The sequence below is a fragment of the Chryseobacterium jejuense genome (genome assembly GCF_900100075.1).
GTDB classification, from domain to species: domain Bacteria; phylum Bacteroidota; class Bacteroidia; order Flavobacteriales; family Weeksellaceae; genus Chryseobacterium; species Chryseobacterium jejuense.
Map to the genome: position 1 here is coordinate 32,009 of NZ_FNEG01000010.1, position 21,083 is coordinate 53,091.

The 21,083-nt window shown below is 35.2% G+C and carries 18 protein-coding genes; 7 read left to right on the plus strand and 11 right to left on the minus strand.

Features of this window, described 5'->3' with window-relative positions:
- Positions 1-65: 65 nt before the first annotated feature.
- Positions 66-746, minus strand: a complete 681-nt coding sequence (locus BLS98_RS22205) for a response regulator transcription factor (RefSeq protein WP_089739751.1) — start codon at positions 744-746, stop codon at positions 66-68.
- 18 nt (positions 747-764) lie between these two features.
- Complete coding sequence (locus BLS98_RS22210; protein WP_089739585.1) at positions 765-2,012, minus strand: sensor histidine kinase; 1,248 nt, start codon at positions 2,010-2,012, stop codon at positions 765-767.
- 170 nt (positions 2,013-2,182) lie between these two features.
- Between BLS98_RS22210 and BLS98_RS22215 the strand changes: the two genes are divergently transcribed.
- The 4 genes from BLS98_RS22215 (at position 2,183) to BLS98_RS22230 (ending at position 6,616) form a co-directional block, all read left to right on the plus strand.
- Positions 2,183-2,593 (plus strand): DUF1573 domain-containing protein, encoded by a 411-nt coding sequence (locus BLS98_RS22215; protein ID WP_089739587.1) that lies wholly within the window; start codon positions 2,183-2,185, stop codon positions 2,591-2,593.
- 189 nt (positions 2,594-2,782) lie between these two features.
- On the plus strand, positions 2,783-3,664 hold the full coding sequence (locus BLS98_RS22220) for an SDR family oxidoreductase (protein WP_089739590.1): 882 nt from the start codon (positions 2,783-2,785) through the stop codon (positions 3,662-3,664).
- A gap of 87 nt (positions 3,665-3,751) precedes the next feature.
- Entirely contained in the window at positions 3,752-5,686 is a 1,935-nt protein-coding gene (locus BLS98_RS22225) for a M1 family metallopeptidase (protein ID WP_089739592.1), read from the plus strand.
- Between the two features lie 102 nt (positions 5,687-5,788).
- A complete protein-coding gene (locus BLS98_RS22230) occupies positions 5,789-6,616 on the plus strand; it encodes an endonuclease/exonuclease/phosphatase family protein (protein WP_089739595.1) in 828 nt (275 codons plus the stop codon).
- 3 nt (positions 6,617-6,619) lie between these two features.
- Here the strand turns inward: BLS98_RS22230 and BLS98_RS22235 are convergent, their stop codons facing one another.
- Entirely contained in the window at positions 6,620-7,306 is a 687-nt protein-coding gene (locus BLS98_RS22235; RefSeq protein ID WP_089739597.1) for a response regulator transcription factor, read from the minus strand.
- Positions 7,296-8,615 carry a sensor histidine kinase gene (locus BLS98_RS22240; RefSeq protein ID WP_167356271.1) on the minus strand — a complete coding sequence of 440 codons (1,320 nt, stop codon included), beginning with the start codon at positions 8,613-8,615 and terminating at the stop codon, positions 7,296-7,298. Before BLS98_RS22240 ends, BLS98_RS22235 begins: the two co-directional genes overlap by 11 nt.
- Positions 8,616-8,732: 117 nt before the next feature.
- Between BLS98_RS22240 and BLS98_RS22245 the strand changes: the two genes are divergently transcribed.
- The 3 genes from BLS98_RS22245 to BLS98_RS22255 all read left to right on the plus strand — a co-directional run bounded on the left by BLS98_RS22245 (position 8,733) and on the right by BLS98_RS22255 (position 14,217).
- Positions 8,733-9,566, plus strand: coding sequence for a GLPGLI family protein (locus BLS98_RS22245; RefSeq protein WP_089739601.1), 834 nt, complete (start codon positions 8,733-8,735; stop codon positions 9,564-9,566).
- Positions 9,567-9,749: 183 nt separating this feature from the next.
- On the plus strand, positions 9,750-12,119 hold the full coding sequence (locus tag BLS98_RS22250; protein WP_089739752.1) for a TonB-dependent receptor: 2,370 nt from the start codon (positions 9,750-9,752) through the stop codon (positions 12,117-12,119).
- Positions 12,120-12,351: 232 nt separating this feature from the next.
- Complete coding sequence (locus BLS98_RS22255; protein ID WP_089739603.1) at positions 12,352-14,217, plus strand: M1 family metallopeptidase; 1,866 nt, start codon at positions 12,352-12,354, stop codon at positions 14,215-14,217.
- Positions 14,218-14,253: 36 nt separating this feature from the next.
- Here the strand turns inward: BLS98_RS22255 and BLS98_RS22260 are convergent, their stop codons facing one another.
- The 7 genes from BLS98_RS22260 to BLS98_RS22290 form a co-directional block, all read right to left on the minus strand.
- Entirely contained in the window at positions 14,254-15,639 is a 1,386-nt protein-coding gene (locus tag BLS98_RS22260; protein ID WP_089739605.1) for a phosphatase PAP2 family protein, read from the minus strand.
- A 108-nt stretch (positions 15,640-15,747) separates the two neighbouring features.
- Positions 15,748-16,767 carry a zinc metalloprotease gene (locus tag BLS98_RS22265; RefSeq protein ID WP_089739607.1) on the minus strand — a complete coding sequence of 340 codons (1,020 nt, stop codon included), beginning with the start codon at positions 16,765-16,767 and terminating at the stop codon, positions 15,748-15,750.
- Between the two features lie 452 nt (positions 16,768-17,219).
- Complete coding sequence (locus BLS98_RS22270) at positions 17,220-18,227, minus strand: zinc metalloprotease (protein ID WP_089739610.1); 1,008 nt, start codon at positions 18,225-18,227, stop codon at positions 17,220-17,222.
- 245 nt (positions 18,228-18,472) lie between these two features.
- Positions 18,473-19,111 carry a response regulator transcription factor gene (locus BLS98_RS22275; RefSeq protein ID WP_089739612.1) on the minus strand — a complete coding sequence of 213 codons (639 nt, stop codon included), beginning with the start codon at positions 19,109-19,111 and terminating at the stop codon, positions 18,473-18,475.
- The gene (locus tag BLS98_RS22280; protein WP_089739615.1) at positions 19,108-19,893 is read right to left on the minus strand and encodes a sensor histidine kinase; all 786 of its coding nucleotides are present in this window, start codon (positions 19,891-19,893) and stop codon (positions 19,108-19,110) included. The genes BLS98_RS22275 and BLS98_RS22280 overlap by 4 nt, the downstream gene beginning before the upstream one ends.
- Positions 19,875-20,519: a hypothetical protein gene (locus BLS98_RS22285; RefSeq protein ID WP_089739616.1), complete on the minus strand. Its 645-nt coding sequence runs from the start codon at positions 20,517-20,519 to the stop codon at positions 19,875-19,877. The genes BLS98_RS22280 and BLS98_RS22285 overlap by 19 nt, the downstream gene beginning before the upstream one ends.
- 29 nt (positions 20,520-20,548) lie before the next feature.
- On the minus strand, positions 20,549-21,079 hold the full coding sequence (locus BLS98_RS22290; protein ID WP_089739618.1) for a hypothetical protein: 531 nt from the start codon (positions 21,077-21,079) through the stop codon (positions 20,549-20,551).
- Between the last annotated feature and the right edge of the window lie 4 nt (positions 21,080-21,083).

Sequence of the window (21,083 nt, forward strand, 5' to 3'; positions counted from 1 at the left end):
ATTAACAGTTAAAATTAATTAAAAACCAAAGAATAGAGCACTTTCGTTTAAATTTATAGAGTATTTTATTTTTCAGAAAATCGAAAACCTATTCCGTGTAGATTTTCGATAAGTATATTTTCCTCATTCACCAATACCTTTCTCAATCTTGAAATAAATACATCCAGACTTCTTCCCATAAAATAATCATCATCTCCCCAGATGGCCTTCAAAATATCCTGCCTTTTCACAACGGTATTTTTGTGACGGATGAAATAGTGCAGAAGCTCAGACTCTCTTTGAGTAAGAGTAATGGTATCGAGAGCGTTTTGTAAAGTATAATTTTTAGGATCAAAATCATACTTCCCAACTTTATATTTTGGAGGATGGATGCTTGTTTTCTTTGTCCGTTTTAGAAAAACTTCAATTTTCAGAATCAGTTCTTCAATACTGAAAGGCTTTACCAGATAATCATCTGCGCCTATTTTCAACCCTTTAATCCGATCTTCTTTTAAGGCTTTGGCGGAAATGAAAATAATAGGGATTTCGGTATTCTTATCACGGATGTATTGAGCCAGTTCAAATCCGTTGATTCCGGGCATCATGATATCTAAAAGACAAATGTCAAAACCTTGTGTGTCGAATGCTTCCAACGCAGATCTTCCGTCAGGATAACAAGAGATGTCATAATAACACTCCAGACTGTCCTGAATAAGGAACGCTATTGTTTCATCATCCTCTGCATACAAAATTTTAGACTTTTCCATGGCTTGCATATTATGAATTTAAAAGGGTAAAAATAAAGTAATAGTAATTCCTTTATCAGTATTGTTTTCAACTGAAATTTTCCAGTTATGCTGTTGAACGATCTTTTTTACATAGAATAATCCTAGTCCAAAACCGTTTACCTCATCACTTTTCTGAGTATTTATTCTATAAAATTTATCAAAAATATGAGGCATATTTTTAGATGGAATACCAATTCCGTTATCTTTAAATTTTAAATATAACCCTTTTGAATCTTTAGAGGATGAAATGAGAATGGTTGGGGTTGTATCACAATACTTGATGGAATTGTCCAGAATGTTGTACACAATATTGGTGAAGTGAAACTCATCCGCAGTGATGGATGTTGTATTTTCAATCTCTATCCGGATCGTAAGATTTTCATTCTTTTGCATGATTGTATCTGCAATTTCTGTGATGAATGGTAATAAAACGATTCTTTGAAGTTTCAATGATAATCCGGAAGCATCGTTCTTAGCAATATTCAATATCTTTTCGATATGATTGTTCAGTTTATAGCTTTGATCTGTGATAATGGAGGTGTAAGTCTTAAGCTTAGGGTTTTCTTTGATGAGTTCCTGCTTGGTAAGTGCTTCAGAGGCCAAAAGTATGGATGATAAAGGAGTTTTGAACTCATGGGTCATATTATTGATAAAATCTCTTTGAAGTTCTGAGAATTTTTTCTGTTGAATGATCGTATATATGGAATATACATACACCAGAAGAATGATAATAAGGGCAAAGGTAAGTAAATACCAAAAGCGTAATGAATTCACCAGATAAGTGGCTTTATCCGGAAAACGTATAGAAAAATAATAAACCAGATTTTTATGTTTCGGAAACTTTATCACCTTATTGTTAGTGCTTTTTTGATGGGTGGAAATATATTTCCCATAGATCATCCTGTCGCTATGACAATTATAGAGTGCATACACATAATTGGTATTGATTTGAAAACGGGTGAATTCAGTTTTTAAATAATGTTCGAGTACTGTAGGGTGAAAATCATTGTTGATATTTACCACATAATAATCATTGGAGATATTCTGTACCGGACTTTCAGTAAAAGATGTTTTTCCACCGGATAATTTCTCTGCTACTTCCAGCAAAGCGATATTGACGGTCTGATTAAACTTTTTATCTTCAAGATTATATGCCTGCCGGGTCCATAGAAGTTGAGCTACCAAAATTCCGATGATAGCGACAAACCCAAGCGTGATGATAATATTAAGTTTCTTGATCTCCATTTTCAGAAGCAATATTATCCAAAATTATCTATTTATTTTTTGTCATTAACAACTTATTAACAAATGTTTGAGAGCGCTTAACAAGCCGGATCGCTAATCGCCTTTACATTTGCTCTATCAAAAAGATCATTACCAAGTTCCTTTTTAACAATTAACAAAACATTGTACTTATGAAAAATTTAAAAATTACTGCTCTTTTAGCTGTTTTAGCATGTTCTCCTTTTTATGCAGGTATATTTCCTGTTGAAAATACTTCTGTTATGAAAACAATAGCAGACGTTATTAAATGGAAATCCGAGTCTATTGACGTGGGAAATATCCCTCAAGGGAAGCCTAAATTAATCAGATTTGAATTTACCAATACCTCTTCAAAGCCAATTGTAATAGAAAATGTAGCACCATCGTGTGGCTGTACAACAGCAGACTATACAAAAACACCAATCCTTCCAGGAAAAAAAGGATTTGTAGAAGCAAGTTTTAATGCAGCAAGTCCGGGAATGTTTATGAAAACCGTTAACGTTACAACAAGTGACAGCAAAACTCCTAAAACACTTTCATTTAAAGGAGTAGTGGTTTCCTAGTTATTATTTAAAAGTGTATTGAAAACAACCCGCACATTAATTGTAGGGTTGTTTTTTTTTGCTATATGAAGAAGGTGACTTGCTTAGTTTTTCGAAATACTGAAAAGAATAATTATTTATAACATCATTTCTCAGCGTATTTTAAAACTTTGCATTTTAATATTTATTATTTTTAAGAAAAAATAATTTATGAGTCTATATACACAGCCAATGTTGCGCGAAGGTGCACTGAAAGATAAAGTAGCAATTGTAACCGGTGGCGGAAGCGGCCTTGGAAAAGCAATGACCAAATATTTTCTTGAACTGGGAGCCAATGTGGTGATTACTTCCAGAAATCTGGAAAAATTACAGACTACTGCAAAGGAGCTGGAAGCAGAAACAGGTGGTAAGGTTCTTTGTGTAGCTTGTGATGTAAGAAATTGGGATGAGGTGGAAGCAATGAAAGAAGCAACACTAAAAGAATTCGGAAAAATTGATATTCTTCTGAATAACGCAGCAGGAAACTTTATCTCGCCAACAGAAAAACTGACTCATTCTGCATTTGATTCTATTTTAGATATTGTTTTAAAAGGAACCAAAAACTGTACACTTTCTGTAGGAAAACATTGGATAGATTCTAAAACTCCAGGAACTGTTCTGAATATTGTAACGACATATGCGTGGACAGGTTCTGCTTACGTTGTTCCATCTGCTTGCGCAAAAGCAGGGGTATTGGCAATGACCAGATCACTGGCTGTAGAATGGGCGAAATATGGAATCCGTTTCAATGCCATTGCTCCGGGACCTTTCCCAACAAAAGGTGCTTGGGACAGACTTCTTCCGGGAGATCTGCAGGAAAAATTCGATATGAAGAAAAAAGTTCCGTTAAGAAGAGTAGGAGAACATCAGGAACTGGCAAACCTTGCTGCTTATCTTGTTTCTGACTATTCTGCTTATATGAATGGTGAAGTTGTAACTATTGATGGTGGAGAATGGCTTCAGGGAGCTGGAGAGTTCAATATGCTGGAAGCTATTCCAAGTGAAATGTGGGATGCGTTGGAAGCAATGATTAAATCAAAAAAATCAAACTAACTTAATTAATTTCAAAAAAATGCCCGGATTTGTAACATTTCCGGGTATTTTTTTTACTTATGCATTACATTAGTAATAATTTTTCAAATGAATTTAAAACTTCCAACCCTTGTTTCAGCGATTACGGTTTTCTTTTTTTCAGGAACTGTATCAGCACAGGAAACTCCAAAGTATGATTATGTAGAAGCATTTAAGCCATTCTTCTATCCTCAGACAGGTACGGAAACCCGCTCTGCAAGCGGACAACCGGGACATGCCTATTGGCAGAACTCAGCAGATTATCATTTGAATGTCAGTTTGAATGAGAGTAAAAAAGAAATTACAGGTACTGCTGAAATAAAATACACCAATAATAGCCCTGATAAGCTTAGCTTCCTTTGGCTGCAACTTGACCAGAATCTATTTGCAAAAGATTCCCGTGGAAATGCCGTTGTTCCTTTGTCGGGAAGCAGAAACGGAGCTCATGGAGAGAGTTTTGAAGGCGGATACAGCATCAAATCCGTGAAAATTGATGGTAAAGAGGTGAAATATACCATTACAGATACAAGAATGCAGATTGATCTTTCTGGAGAACTTAAAGCAAGAGGAGGAGTCGCGAAAATTACTATTGAATATTCTTTTATCTCACCGGAATATGGATCAGACAGAATGGGAATACAGGATACGAAAAATGGTAAAATATTTACCATAGCACAATGGTATCCAAGAATGTGTGTATATGACGATGTAATGGGATGGAATACGCTTCCGTATGTAGGAGCGTCAGAATTTTATCTTGAATATGGAGATATTACTGCCAACATTACGGTGCCGGCTAACCATTATGTGGTAGCATCAGGTGAGCTTTTGAATGAAAATGAAGTATACACTAAAGAAGAAACAAACAGATGGAATCAGGCCAGAAACAGTGATAAAACGGTCATGATACATCCGGAATCTGAAATCGGTAAAAATAAATCTTCCGGAACGAAAACCTGGAAGTTTAAAATTACACAAGCCCGTGATTTTGCTTGGGCATCATCTGCTGGTTTTATTTTGGATGCAGCGAGAATCAATCTTCCAAATGGTAAAAAATCATTAGCTATTTCTGCTTATCCTGTAGAAAGTGCAGGTGAAAAAGCATGGGGAAGATCTACGGAATATACTAAAGCAGCCATAGAACATTATTCCAATAAATGGTATGGCTACACTTATCCTGCAGCAACTAACGTAGCAGGGAATGAAGGCGGAATGGAGTATCCGGGAATTGTTTTCTGTCATATGGATTCTAAAGGAGAAGAACTTTGGGGTGTTACAGATCATGAGTTTGGGCACAACTGGTTTCCTATGATTGTAGGTTCTAATGAAAGACTATTTGCCTGGATGGATGAAGGATTTAATACATTTATCAACGAACTTTCAACAGAAGCGTTTAATAAAGGAGAATATTACAGAAAAAAGAATCTGGGACAAGCTGGGAGCTATTTCATGAACGATAATCTGGAGCCTGTTATGGTGGGACCGGATAATATGAGAGAAAGAAGTATTGCTGCTTTGGCTTATTACAAACCGGGAGCAGGATTATCTATTTTAAGAGAATCCATTTTAGGTCCTGAGAAATTTGATAAAGCTTTCAGGATTTATATAGATCGCTGGGCGTTCAAACATCCTACTCCGTGGGATTTCTTTCATACTATGGAGAATGTTTCTGGAGAAGAATTAACATGGTTCTGGAGAGGATGGTTTTTCAATAAATGGAAAATTGATCAGGCAGTGAAGAGTGCTAAATATATTGATGGAGATTTTAAAAAAGGTATTCAGATCACTGTTGAAAATATTGGACAGTTACCCATGCCTACCACTGTTCAGTTGAAATTTAAAGATGGGACGGCCAAAAATGTTAAAATACCTATCGAAGTCTGGAAGCGAAATACCGAATGGACTTTCAAAGTAGATTCTAATAAAGAAATAACAGAAGTTAAGTTAGATCCGGATTCCCAAGTTCCTGATAGTAATTTGAATAATAATACTCTGGTATTGTAATCTGCTTACTTTTAAAGTAAATAAATTAACATTATTGTGATACAAATATGACTTCTCTATGATGGAGAAGTCATATTTTTGTCTCAAATTGATAAAATAATTATGAATTTCAGATTTTCAATGATGTTCCTTATGCTTTTTGCATGGGGATTTTCGCAGGACCTTACTGTAATGAGTTTTAATATCAGGCTGAATGTTGCTTCGGACAAGGAAAATGCATGGCCGGAAAGAAAACAGGATGTTACTGATTTATTAACCTACTATCATCCTGATTATTTCGGAGTTCAGGAAGCGCTTCCGGAGCAGATGAAGGATATTAAAAATGGATTGAAGAACTATGATTATATCGGAGTGGGAAGAGATGATGGTAAAGAAAAAGGTGAATTCTCTGCTATTTTTTATGATACCCAAAAACTGGAAGTGATAAAATCAGGGACGTTCTGGTTATCCGAAACTCCTGAAAAACCTTCAAAAGGTTGGGATGCAGCATTGAATAGAATTTGTACCTATGCTGTTTTCAAAGATAAAAAATCAAGAAAGGAATTCCTTGCCATGAATCTTCATTTCGATCATATCGGAAATGTTGCCAGAGTAAAGTCTTCTGAACTGATTTTGAAAAAGATTAAAGAGCTTAATCCGAAGAACCTTCCTGTAACAGTAAGTGGAGATTTTAATCTTACAGATGATACGGAACCGGTTAAAATTCTTTCGCAAAACATGAAGGATACTTTTTATCATTCAGAAACGAAGCATTATGGGCCGGTAGGAACTTTTACGGCTTTCAATGTTAATGAAGCAGCTAAAGAAAGAATCGATTATATTTTTACAAAAGACTTTAAGATAAGATCTCACCGCCATATTAATGACAGAAGAGAAAATCTCCTTTATCCATCGGATCATTTCCCGGTTATCGTGAAACTTTCTTTTTAATAATTAGTTGGTTGGAAAATCAATTTCAAATCCAATTCCTCTAAGGGATTGGATTTTTACTTCCGGATCATTACTGAAATACTTACGCAGTCTGCTGATAAATACATCAAGGCTTCTTCCTGTAAAATAATCATTGGTTTCCCACAGATTATCCAGGATATTATTTCTTGTGATGGTGGAATGGTTGTGCTTTAGGAGGTATAAAAGCAATTCCTGCTCACGAACAGTCATCCGTATATTACCGTTAGGATGGGATAGGAGAAGTTTTTGCGTATCCAGGGCGTATGCTCCGATTTTTACCATTGGTTCTACCATCGGAGGTAAGGTCCTTTTCAAAATGTTTCTGATTCTTAGCACCAGCTCTTCAGGATCGCATGGTTTCGCAATATAATCATCTGCACCTATTTTTAATCCGGTTAACCGGTCAATTTTCTGGTTCTTGGCAGTTAAAAATAAAAGAGGAAAGTTGATGTGCTCTTTTAGTATCATTTTTGCAAGAGAAAAACCGTCAATATTAGGCATCATGACATCCAGAATGCCCATCTGAAAAGGAAAATCGGTAGAAAGAAGGGGTACAATATCCTCAGGATTCTGGTACCAGCTGATGTCAAAATCTTCCAGTTCAAGATATTGTTTAAGGATTGTTCCGAAATCGGAGTCGTCTTCTGCCAGTAGAATTTTAGTTTTCATAAGGAATGGTTATTTTAAAAGTACTTCCATTACCGGGCTGGCTGGAAACATCCACTTTACCGTGATAGGATGTAATAATTTCTTTTACAAAATACAGCCCAAGCCCAAGCCCTTTACTGTTATGGATATTATTGGCCTGGATTCTATAGAACTTTTCAAAAATGTTCTTCAGTTCTTTACTTGCCATACCCTGACCGTTATCGGAAACTTCAATTTTCAGATTCTGAGCAGTATTGCTGATACTAACTGTCACTATGGAAGCTCCATATTTTATACTGTTTTCACAGAGGTTTTTCACCACTGTTTCCATAAGGTTTTTATCAAAAGGAAGCCGTCCGGAAATGGTGTTTTCAAATTTAAAATCTATCTGCGGATAGGTGAACGCAAGATCCTGAATAAAGAAATCCCAGTTTTCAGGTTGTATAGCAGTCATTTCTTCTGGATTTTCATCTTTATGAAGCTGTAGCATAAGGCTTTCTAATCTTACGATTTGTCGGTCAATCAATGGAAGTGTATCCGGATTCCAGCCTTTTTTTAAAGTTTTGGATGCTATTTTTAAAGTGGCTATAGGGGTTTTAAACTCATGGGAAATGTTATCCACAACAGTGTGGAGAACTTCTACCTGTTTTTGTTGTTTGATGAGGTTCTTGATTGTGAAGATATACAGTAGAAGAACACTTGCAAGCAGGATAATACAGCAGATAATTAATAGAATAATCTCTCTGAAAACAAGACTTTTTATATTTTCAATTTCAAGGTCTGTTTGGGTATCAACATGAAATGAATCCATTCCTTTAATCGTGTTTTTTCCTGTTGATTCTTGAGTAGAAGATGTTCTCCATGTTCCAATGCTGGTAATGGATGGTTTTCTTACCTTGTCTTTTGTTTCATAAAAAATAACCGGTTGCTGTATTAGTTTGATACTGTCTGGAAGGTGAAGAAGCTTAATATATTGAATTCTTACACAGATTATATATCCGTCTTTTTTTCGGCGCTCGTTGATGTAAGCCGTTAAATTTTTACCAGAATATTTTTTTTCATCCACCAAGTATTTTAAAAAATCTTGTTTACTGAGCTTTTTGTTATAGTATTTGATAATATTCTTTTGCAGAGAATCATCTTTTGAATCTTTAGCTGAATGATTATTCACCACCTGATCTGTATACACTGAGATATCCTTATCTACGGATCTGTATATTTCTCTTTCTTTAACCTGGTAGGTTTTATACATAAAATAGACCTGAATTCCCAACAAAAAGATGAAGAGCGTAGTGAAAATATATATTAGTTTTTTGTTATTAGATTTCATTGAAACAAAGATAAAACTTTCAGTATTGCACCGAAATTGAATTTTTATCATTAACCTTTCATTAACCATATAATTTGTACGGTTTTTCTTATTTTTAAAGAACTAATAAACTATTTCATGAAAAAGAAGATTTCCCTCTTAGTAGTGCTGATGGGGATTATAATAAACGCACAGACTCATCGGTTCATCTACGAGCTTCAGTACAGGCCGGACCCCAATGATGTAACGTATGATAAAGAAGAAATGGTACTGGACATTAATGCAGAAGAAGTGAAATTCTATGAATCTGAATTTCTGATAAACGATTCTCTTAATATTCTTCATGGAGGAATGTCATCACAGCATACCAGTTTATCTGAGCAGACCATTATTCGGAAAAAGAACTCCAATAAAAATAAAAACTATTTTCAGATCAGAATGATGCCCTATTATTATGTTTTTGAAACTGAAGATAATATTCAGTGGAAAATAGAGGGCGATACTAAAAAGATTAATACTTATAATCTGCAGAAAGCAACAGCGAGATTCGGTGGTCGAAACTGGACTGCATGGTTTACTCCGGATATTAATATTCCCGAAGGACCTTATAAATTTAGAGGATTACCTGGGTTGGTTCTGTATGTAGAAGATGATAAGAAAGATTATATCTATTCTTTCTCCAGAAATATTAACTTGCCCAAAACATATGATACAAAAGCTTTTCTCGAAAGACATTATTCTTTAGATCCTATTACTATTGATTTTAAGAAATGGGTAAAACTCAACCTTGAATTTTATAACGATCCTTATGCAAGAATGAGAACAGAGTTTCAACCGGATTGGAATGTGAGAATTGAAGGCAAGCAAATTAAAAGTAAAGAAGAATTTGCGGGTCTTACCAAGCAAACACAGATGAGTATAAAAAAATATTATAATCCGATAGAACTGGATAAAGCAATTCCTTATCCATAAAAAAATAGCTCCTATTGATTTTAACAGCCTGAATTTTATAATTCAGGCTGTTTCATTTTAAAGCAAAAAAGGTGTTAACCCATCATTAACCTTTCGTTAACCGAAATTCTCCCACTCAATATGGAATTTTGTCCTGTAAAACAAGGTTTGGTACTGTCTTACCTTATTTTAAAAAATGTAATCATGAACAAAACTCTTCTTTTTCTGTGTCTTCCCATAATGATGATGGCTCAAAAACAAAAAATTGCAGGAACGGTAATGAATACCGAAAATGAAAAACTTTCAGCAGTACATATAGTTCTGTATAATTCCAAAAATGAATTAATCAAAGAGTTAAAAACCGATGGGGTTGGAGGTTTCATTCTGGAAGGAATTAAAGAACAAAATGTAAAGTTGGTAGTGAAGAACAATGGATATTCTTTATTTGAAAAGAACGTGGATCTTCAAAAACCTGAAGCATTACAAATTATTCTCAGAAAGGAAACTCAGGAAATAGAAGGTGTTGTGATGACTCAGCGGAAACCATTGGTGAAAAGAAAGGTGGACCGTCTGGAATTTAATGTGGAAAACAGTAATATTTCATCACTCAATGCCTGGGAAATCTTAAAGAATACACCCAGTGTAACGGTAAATAATAATGTATTAACGGTGAAAGGAAGTACAGGAATTTTGGTCACTATTAATGATAAAAAAGTAATGCTTACTGGCGATGAACTTAAAAACCTTCTGGAAAACACGCAGGGAGATGAAGTGAAATCAATAGAAGTAATTACCAATCCACCTGCAAAATATGAAGCTTCGGGAAGTGCAGTGCTGAATATAGTCATGAAAAAGAATAAGATTGAAGGCTATCGTGGGATTCTCTCTTCAAAATATGTTCAGACTCAGTATGCAAAAGCAGTTTTCGGACTGTCGCAATATTACAAGAAGGATAAGCTATCCATTATGGCAAGCTATTATAAAGGGATGGGAACTTATTTCCGTGAAGGATATGATTATGTTCGTTATCCCGAAAGTGAAACCACATGGATAAGCACGATGAACAGGAAGGATAAAAACACTAACCAGAATACCCTGAATTTTAATGTGGAATATGAGCTGGACAGTTTAACCAGCTTAAGCCTCAACTATTCAGGGTATTTTTCTCCAAAGTCTCATGGAGTCTACGATGTACCTACATTAATTTATAACAGCCAGAATGTTGTAGAGTCTCATTACAGAACACTAAACGATCATGAATCAAGCTCCATCAATAATTCCGTAAGTTTTCAGATAGATCGGAAACTGAATAAAAAAAGCAATTTATCCTGGATTAATTATTTTACCAGTAATAATTCCAGCAAATACCAGAATGTAACTACCGATCTGGATTTCGCAGGTCAGCCTGCAAGGAAAGATAATTTTCTAACTCAGAATAAGGCGGATGTTCAGTTGTATTCCACCCAATTGGATTATCAATGGAAAGGCGAAAAGCTGGAAGTAGAATCCGGGGCAAAATATAGCTTTGTAAAAACAAACAGCAAGCTTGATTTCTCTGATAATGAAAATGGGTCTATGGAATTCAGGCCTGAAAAAAGCAGTGATTTTGACTATAAAGAATACAATTTTGCTCTGTATTCATCGCTATCCTACAATATTGGAAAATGGAACTTTAAGGGAGGGCTTCGTGCAGAAATGACAGACCTTGAAGGAATTGTTTCTGAGCCCTATAACTTGAATAAAAATAATTACTGGAACTTTTTCCCCACCTTTTATGTTCAATATACCACAGAAAATAAACATGAGTTTGGGTTTTCTTATGGGAAAAGAATTAGTAGGCCTTCTTACTCATGGTTGAATCCTGCAAAATCTTATTACAATCTGTTTTCCTACTTTCAGGGAGATCCTCAATTAAAAGCTACAATTATTCATAATCTTAATCTTACCTACTCCTGGAAAGATTGGAATTTGGATCTCTACTACCGTAAAGAATTATATCCTTCTATGGAAATTTCGTATCAGGTACCAGAAACCAATAACGTGGTTTATCATTTTACAAATATTGAAAAAGGGCAGGCATTTGGGCTAAGTTTGTATAAAAGCTTCCAGATAAAGCCTTGGTGGAATATTGTTCTGTCCGAAAATCTGGAGCATAACGAGAATTATTTCAATGGTGTAGATGGTATTTTGCATCAGAATAAAGTCTGGAATTGGATGTCTAATATTTCTACCAGTTTTACTTTGGATAAAAACAGTGACTGGAAAATGGAAATGGGCCATCGGTATTTTTCTGCCGGAATACAAGGCCCTTTTAGAATTTCCAGCAATTGGTCTGCTTATTTTGTGATGAATAGAAAGTTCTTCAATAAAAAATTGGAGGCAGCATTCGTTGTAAATGATATTTTCAAAACAACACGTCAGAAAATTGTTACCAAATATGCTAATCAGGATAATTATTTCCTGGATTATACAGATACTCAAGGATTCAACTTATCATTAAAATACAATTTTGGAAATCAATCTGTAAAGAATGCCAAAACAATCAAAAAAACATCTGAACAGGACAGGCTTTAACTTGGGTTTTGTTTAAGGAAACTAAAATTGAACGCTTGAAAAGTTACTTTTAAAAAGAGAAGACAGTTGTTGTTTATGGTTTTCATAACTTCCATCCTCCAGCTTCAATCTCCTGACTTTCCAGAATATTTTAAATTAAAAACTTATTACTATAAAACATTATTATAAAAGAAATTCTCGACTGATGTTACATTTTCGTTATTTTTGATACTTATCTAAAAAAGAGATTATTATGAAGAGAATTTTTTCCGGAATGCTGGTGGTTGTTTCATTATTGCAACTTTCTGCTCAGGAATTGTATATGCCGAGAAATATTAAAAGAGCTTATGAAAAAGGAACCCGTGATATTTCTGGTGCACCGGGCAAAAGCTACTGGCAGAATAAAGGAATTTACAATGTAGATGTAAAAGTAGATGCCAATACAAAGACTGTTTCCGGAAAAGAAACAATTGTTTATAGCAATAACAGTCCTGATAATCTCAATGAATTAGCGATAAGATTTGTTAATAATCTACATAAGCCACAGTCTCCAAGATCTGGATCGGTTTCTAAAGATTTTTTATCCGCAGGGCTTAAGATCAAATCATTCATTGTAAATGGTGAAAAATATGACATCAATAGTGATGATTGGGGAACTGTTGAAAAAGTAAAATTAAAATCACCCTTAAAATCAAAGTCAAAATCTGAAGTTAAGGTAGAGTGGGAATATCCGCTTTCCGTACAGAGTGGAAGAGAAGGGCAGATTGATCCGGAAACATTCTATGTAGCTTATTCTTTCCCCAGAATTTCTGTGTATGATGATTATAACGGATGGGATATGCTTCCACATTCCGACAGACAGGAGTTTTATAATGATTTTAATGACTATAGTTTTGCCATTACAGCACCGAAAAATTATGTGGTGTGGGCAACCGGAGATTTCCTGAATCCGGAGGCAGTTCTTCAGCCTGAGTATTTAAAAAGATATAAAGCTTCATTGAAAAGTGATAAGCTGATGCATATTGCTACAGAACAGGAAATGAGGTCTGGAAAAGTTACCCAGCAAAATAAATGGAATGTGTGGAAGTTTAAAGCCAACCATATCACTGATTTCTGTTTTGCATTGAGCAATCATTATGTATGGGATGCTGCCAGTGTACAGCTGAAAACAAAAAGAGCCAGTGTTCAGGCTGGATATAAAGCTGGAGCAAAAGATTTTGAACATTATGTAGACTGGATGCGTTATAACCTGGATTGGTTTTCCAAAAACTGGCCGGGAGTAGAATATCCTTATAATGTAATGACAGCTATTCAGGGATATGCAGATATGGAATATCCAATGATGATTAATGATACCAGTATTCCGGATGACCTTCAGGATGCCAGACTTACTGCAGATCATGAAATTGCACATACTTATTTCCCTTTCTATATGGGAGTTAATGAAACGAGATATGCTTTCATGGATGAAGGATGGGCAACTACCTTAGAATATTTGATTGGAATTGATGAAAATGGGGAAGAGAAAGCGAAAGATTTTTATAAAAACTTCCGTGTAAAAAAATGGATCAATGATCCGTCAGCAGAACAGGATCAGCCGATCATTACAATGAGTACGCAGGTAAGTGGTTCCGGGTACGGAAACAATTCGTATGTAAAATCATCCTTGTCTTATCTTGCATTAAAGGATTATCTGGGTGATGAATTATTCAAAAAAGCATTACATCATTATATGGATAACTGGAACGGGAAACATCCGGTGCCATGGGATTATTTCAACTCTATGAATACAGGTTCCGGAAAAAATCTGAACTGGTTTTTCCAGAATTGGTTTTATACCAATAATTATATCGATTTAAAAGTGGCCGGAGCTTCTCAAATGAATGATTTGCTTACAGTGAATGTAGCAAATGTAGGTGGGTTTGCAATTCCGTTTGATGCGGTACTTTCATATGAAGATGGAACTACAGAGAAATTGCATTTTTCACCATCTGTTTGGGAAAAAGATCAAAAATTAACTGATCTAGTGATTCCGATTAAGAAAAAAGTAAAATCTGTAAAGCTGGACGGAGATCTCTTTATGGATTATACTCCGGAAAATAACAGTAAAACTTTATAAAAGTAAAAGCCTTCAGACTCTGAAGGCTTTTTTATTTTAAAAATAGGCAGTTAATCTTAGACCTAAAGTAATATAATTGATTTTTTCTTTAGCAATCAGGTTGTTCAGCTCCTGATCCAGCTCAGCACTTTCCTTGAGTTCATCGCTGAAGTGATATCGGATTGTAGAATTGATCTGGTTGTAATCTGTATAGAAAGTAAGACCTAGCCCCGGATTGAACTTATAAGTCATAGAAGCTCCTGTATTCCAACGGAAAGCCGGTTTTGGTTTGTATCTCGCGATCTGAAGCTCGTGGTTAGGAGCGTCTATTTCATTTCCTTTTACAAATACCTTTCCACTTGCAGTGGCAGCATACCCGCCGGTTAGTTTTAAAGTAAGTTGCCATTTATCTGAGAACTCATGAGAAAAATAAGGTCCAATTCCTGCGGACAAGAAGCCCATAGATTGGGTTTTAATTTCATGGTCACCAAAATCCTGTCCGTCATCAAGCGTTATTCTTTGAGATTTAATGGGGAAACTGCTGAAGGATACATCTGCACCAACACCCCATTTTTTTGAAAAGAAATAAGCCCCTTCCAATCCACCTTCAAAGCCGATTTGTTTTTTATCATCCAATTCCGATTCTTTCAGAAAGTTGGTGGTACCTAGTGCTGTACCCATTTTAAGAGACAGAAAAGAAGGATAGTCATTTCCTTGTATTCTTGATAAAATGCTTAAATTATCTCCTTTATTCTTATAAATTTTATCAATAAAAAAGTACCCAAGTTCTGTTGCTATGATCCCAATACCGGCACCGGCAAGGATATCTGGTACCCAGTGTCTGTTATTTAAATTTCGTCCAAGTCCTGTAAGGGTTGCAGAACCATATCCTGCAATACTATAGGCTGGGTTTACCATTCCATATTCTTTGTGTAGAAAGCTGGCATTGGTAAAGGCCATGGCAGCATGTCCTGACGGGAAAGAATTATTTTTAGACCCATCCGGGCGTTCAACTTTTGTAGTATATTTAATAGAGTTAACCAGAATTCCCATAATTACAAGACTGGCACCATAAGATAAAGTTGCTCTTCCAAGATTGTTTCTTCCCTTTACACCACCCAATTTCAAGCCGTAAACAGCTACAGCAGGAGCATATTGAAGATAATCATCATATTTCATTTTGAAGTTGGGAAGGTATCGGTTTCTTACCTCACGGATATTCTCTTTCTCTCCCCATGTAGCTGCAGCTGCCGTAAAAAGGATGGCAGGAGCTACAGATTTTTTTACCCATTCTTTCTTAAAAAAAGGAGTAGGCTCTTTTATGGGGGAGCTTGTACTGATTAAAGCAAGATCTTGCTGAAGATTGCGAGACTGAATGGTATCTTGTGCTTTATAACTGCAAAAATGTAATAAAATCCCTAACGTTAGGACCGATTTTTTCATCGCCGTGTCTTTATTTTTAAAATCTCGTAAAAATATAAAAAAAATCTATCCCAAAAATTGAGATAGACTATTTTAATGTTTTTATAATATTTCAATTGATTTTGTTGATTATCTTAACCCAGCTCTTGGCCCAGTTGCAGATACTACAGCTTGCATTCTTGTTTTTTGATTAGCAGAGAACATAACCATTGATTTGTCGTCTACATAATCCATATAGTTCATAAACATTTGAGAACGACTCACGCCTCCACAAACTCTGTTTAACGGATAGGTTGGATTTCCGTAGTTAGGGCCAGGAGAAGTTGGAGTGTCATTAGAATAATCTGTCTGACAGCCTGCATTAGAAGACCCCCAAAGGTGTGGAAGGTTTAGATAGTGTCCTACTTCATGCGTTACCGTTCTTCCTAAGTTGAACGGAGCAGAAGCACCTGTTTTTCCTATATATTGATAACCTATTACAAGACCATCATACCATTGTCCTGCGTGTTCTGGATAATAAGCGTAGCCTAAAGTTCCAGGTTGGCTATTTTCGTCAAGTATTGAATTCACTACCCAGATATTCATGTTTTTATTTACATCAGTAGCATCAATACCTCCTGTACTCGCTTTTTTCATCTCTTCAAGATCAGATCTCCAACCTGTTTTTGTACTCTGTTTACGATTAGTAGCTACTAATTTGAAACGGATTTTTACATCACCAGCGGCTGAAGGCTGAAATGCGGAAGGGATTTTAGTAATGTCGGAATTGGTAGCACCATAATCAGCATTCAGTACAGCAATTTGCTCTGCGATTCTTGCATCAGAAACATTTTGAGTAGAAGTATTATAGATGACGTTAAAAACAACAGGGATTTCAACAGTTCCATCTGCGAGTACCTTTCCCACTTTAAGATTTTCTGTAAATTTTTCAGTTCCGAGTTCAATATCGGCTACTTTTTGTTGAAGTGCAGGATTTTTCAGAAGCATTGCTTGTCTTATTTCTTCTGATGGACAGCTTCTTTGTGTAACAGTTAATGCATTAGGAGAAGCTTCTGAATTCATAGGTGAATCATTTTGGTTGGTCACGCTGTCATTGTTACAGGCAGACATTAAACCCAGAGCGAGAGCTCCAAATAAGAATTTTTTCATATCGTTATAATATAATTGTGGTTGAGGATGTGAAATTATATTATTTAAAATTGATATGCAAATTATTTGGTGAAATATTTAATAAATAATCATTTAAAGTTTGTTTTACTTGCGTATATAGTAATATAATTTGATTTGTTTTGAATTTTAATCAATTCTGTGTATTTGTTTTATATTTCACCTTTAAGTGTGTTTTGTGTTGAAAATATTTTTATATTTTTTTAATATTTGTAGAAAATTTTTAACAATGAGTAGGCTCGTGACATTATTGTAAAAAATAACAAAAGTTGCAGATTTCTTATTATCCTTAATTTGGATAGTACGTTGATAAATATAACTTCTGGTGCTTTAATTATTGTTCTGTTTTTGAAATTTAAGAGGAGGGTAGAAGCAAAAAAAAATCTATCTCAATTGTTGAGATAGATTTTAAATATATTAAATGGATTTTAATTTTAATAAACTCTTAATCCTGATCTTGCTCCGGAAGCTGCAACTACAGACTGCATTCTTGTTTTTTGCCCTGCAGAGAACATAAACATGGCAGCATCATTTACATAATCCATATAATTCATAAACATTACAGATCTATTTTTACCACTGCAACGATTATAAAGAGGGTAGGAAGGGGTACCATAATTTTCTGCAGTCTGTGTAGGAGTATCTGCTACTAAATCGTCACCACATTTTGCATCTCCCCAAATATGTCTTAGGTTTAGATAGTGTCCAACTTCGTGAGTGGCTGTTCTTCCCAGGTTGAAGTTGGTGGCAGCTCCTGTTTTTCCAAAATATGGAGCAGGAATAACAACACCATCATTCCATAATCCTGCAGATTCAGGGAAAGTAGCGTATCCAAGAATAGTTCTTCCATCACTGCTTACTACTTTGCCTACAATCCAGATATTAAGATAGTTGGCAGGGCTGGTTGCATCTATTCCGCCATTAGCTGACTTTTTCATGGTATCTCTTACCCAACTTGTTGTAGTTGTAGATTTTCTTACTGTATTGGCTAATCTGAATTTTATTTTTACATCTCCTGCTTTTACAGTCTGAAATTCTGTTGGTATCTTAGTAATATCAGTATTAGTACCTCCGTAATCTGCATTTAATACAGCAATTTGCTCGGCAACTCTAGCATCTGAAAGATTTTCGGCAGCATTACTGTATAATATGTTCACTACTACTGGGATTTCCACACTGCCATCAGTAAGGACTTTGCCTAATTTGAGATTTTGGGAAAAGCTTTCTGTATTGGCTTCTAATTCAGTGTATTTCTGTCTCAGTTCAGGGTTGTTTTGTAGTGTTTCCTGTCTTATTTCTTCTGAAGCACATCCTCTTTTTAGTGTTAGGTTGGTTGAAAGTGTCGGTTCGGTTGCTGGTGTTTCATTCTGATTGGTCATGCTGTCATTATTACAGGCAGACATTAAGCTTAGAGCAAGAGCTCCAAATAATAGTTTTTTCATATCGCTTTTTTATTTTGAGGATGTGAAATTATATTATTTAAAAATAATATCCAAATGAAATTGTAATTTATTTACATTATTTATATTTAATTATTGAATTAATTGATTAATATTCTGTTTAATCTGTTTTTTATTGAATTTTAATCAATTTTAATATTTTGTTTACTGTGTTTACTGTTTAAATGTATTCTATGGGGAAAACAGTGATGTTTTTTCTGTTTTTATAGAATTTTTTTTACTCTGAATTAATTCGCAAAGCCATTTTTAATTGCAAAAACAGCCAGGCCTACACGGGTTTTTAAATCCAGTTTTTCACATAACTGGTCACGGTAGCTCTCCACTGTTCTGGGGCTGCAGCACATTCTGTCTGCAATTTCTTTATAACTCAGTTCTGTTACGGTGTATTTGAGGAATTCTTTTTCCCGGTCTGAGATTCTTACAGTAGTTTCAATATCAGTTTTATTGAGATTGGAGAATATAATCTTTGATGCCCATTCAGGATAAAAGAAACCATCTGTATTTAATCTAGTAAGTGCTATTTCCAGATCTTTTGGATGGGTGTTTTTTAAAAGATATCCTTTTGCTCCATTTTTAATCATTTTAATAACACTGTTATCATCACCCTGCATGCTGAGTGCCATTACTTTGATTTCCGGATGATTTTTGGTAACCCAGGCAGCAGTTTCAAAACCATCCATAATCGGCATACTGACGTCCATAAGAATGATTTCAGGAATTGTGTTTCCTTCTTCAAATTTTTGAATCAGATCTTTGCCGCTTTCGCAAACGTAGATAACTTCAAACTCACTGAAGTTTCCAATAATCCCTTCAAGAGCTTTTGCAATAAGTATATGGTCGTCAACAATTACAATTGTTTTTTTCATGGTTGTTTTTTTAAGATAATATTGAGTTGGGTACCTATGTTTTTCTCACTCTCAAGAAGGAAATCAGCACCAATAATTTCCGCTCTGTTTTTCATATTGGTAAGACCAATTCCGTTGGATTTTGTCTGGGTTCTGTCGAATCCGATACCGTCATCACGGATGGTGAGTTCCCAAAGTGTGTTTTCGGAAGTGTTTAAACTGATGAAAATATTTTTGCAGTGTGAGTGTTTTATGCTGTTTTGGATAAACTCCTGAGTGATTCTGAGCAATAGATTTTTATGGACAAAACCTAGATCCAGATATTCAAAATTATGTTCAAAACTGATAAGACATTTCTTCAGTGAATTGGTATTATCAACCTCTTCCTGAATTAAAGTTACAATTTCCTTCTGGCTGATATTATCATCTGTTAATGTCTTTGAAAGGCTACGCAAATCCTGCAGAGACTGGTTGATGATCTGAGAAACCTGGTCAATTCTCTCACTGGCTTCAGGAACTTTGTTCTCATAAAGCATTTGTTGAACGTATAAACTCACCAAAGTTAACTTTTGTCCGATATTATCATGCAGCTCTCTTCCAATTTGCTGCATAGTGGCCTGTTGGATCTCGAGCTGTGTAGAAAGGAGTTCCCTTTGATGAATCTCGTTTTTCATTTCTATCTCATTAAGGTATTCTTTCTTGCGCTGCCTGTAGTTTCTGATATAGATAGCCACAGCAACGGCAAACATTACAAAGAATGTATTAAAAAGAATGATCGTAATTATTAATTCTGCTTTCCCCATATAAATGAACTTGCGAATAAAAGATACATTACAGTTCCGGAAACCTGAAAATAAGCAAAATATAGATCCCAAATATCTCTATATTCCCAAAGAAGAGACATGAAAGTGAAAAACGGGAGTGTTCCTATATAAAAAAGAGTAATCCCCAGATTGATATAAAACATTTTGTTGGTACTGAACTTTAAGATCTCTGTTGAGTTGACCTGTTGGTAATATTCCATGACTACAAGAATCATCAAAAACAAGCAGCCTAAAGTATAATTAAGAGAATATACAATCTTGTTTCCTTCGAAAAATAAAGCCTGCGGAATAAATGCAGCAAAATATAACAGAGAAAAGATATAGAACAACTTTGTTTTCTTCAGAGACTTTATAGCATAAAGCCAATAAAAGAAGATAAACTGTAATGGCATTACAAAATAGTTGTAAAAGATAACCCTATCAATTCGGAGTTCCTTTTCTGTCCATTTCACAGAAGATTCACACAGAAAAATGGCAATAAGATACAAGGCGAAAAGTTTCCAATGTAGTTTTTGTACACGGTTGAAATAAATAATGGATACTAAAGCAGCGATAGCCTCTCCAGTATACATAAATTGTGAGAAAAACCTTTGGAATTCAGTCATTGTTTATCATAAAGTTCTTTTAATTAATACTAGAGCGTTCCTATCTTAGTTCCCGGAGGAGATAAAATTCCGCTGTTTTCTCCAAGGCCTTCAGGGGGTGGATTTTTTCCACGAGCATAGAGCGCAGTGCTTACCGGTTTTCCGTTTGATTGTTGTAAAGAATGAAAGTCGTAATTAAAAATTTCGCCTTCTTTACTCTCTTTTTTCATAGTAGGAATCATTACAAGGGTATGTCTTTCGGAATACTCTTGTGGAACAGGGTGGCTTTCCATGATATCCCAATTCTCGATTTTCGGGTATGCGGCATAATAAAACCTGATTCCCAAATCTTCCTGAGTGCATTCAGGGTTTATTTTACTGGCCTCCTGTTCTATCTGATTGATGAAGTTTTTCAGCTTTGGAAGATCAAACCAGATGCAATGGGCATCAGTTATTCCCATCGTTTCGTTGATGGCAATCATTTGGTTCTGGCGATAATTGTCAATAAGAGCTTTAATCAGATCATTTGACATTACTCCTGATCCCGAAGGGTCATGTTCATTAGTAGATTCTGTTTTCATACCT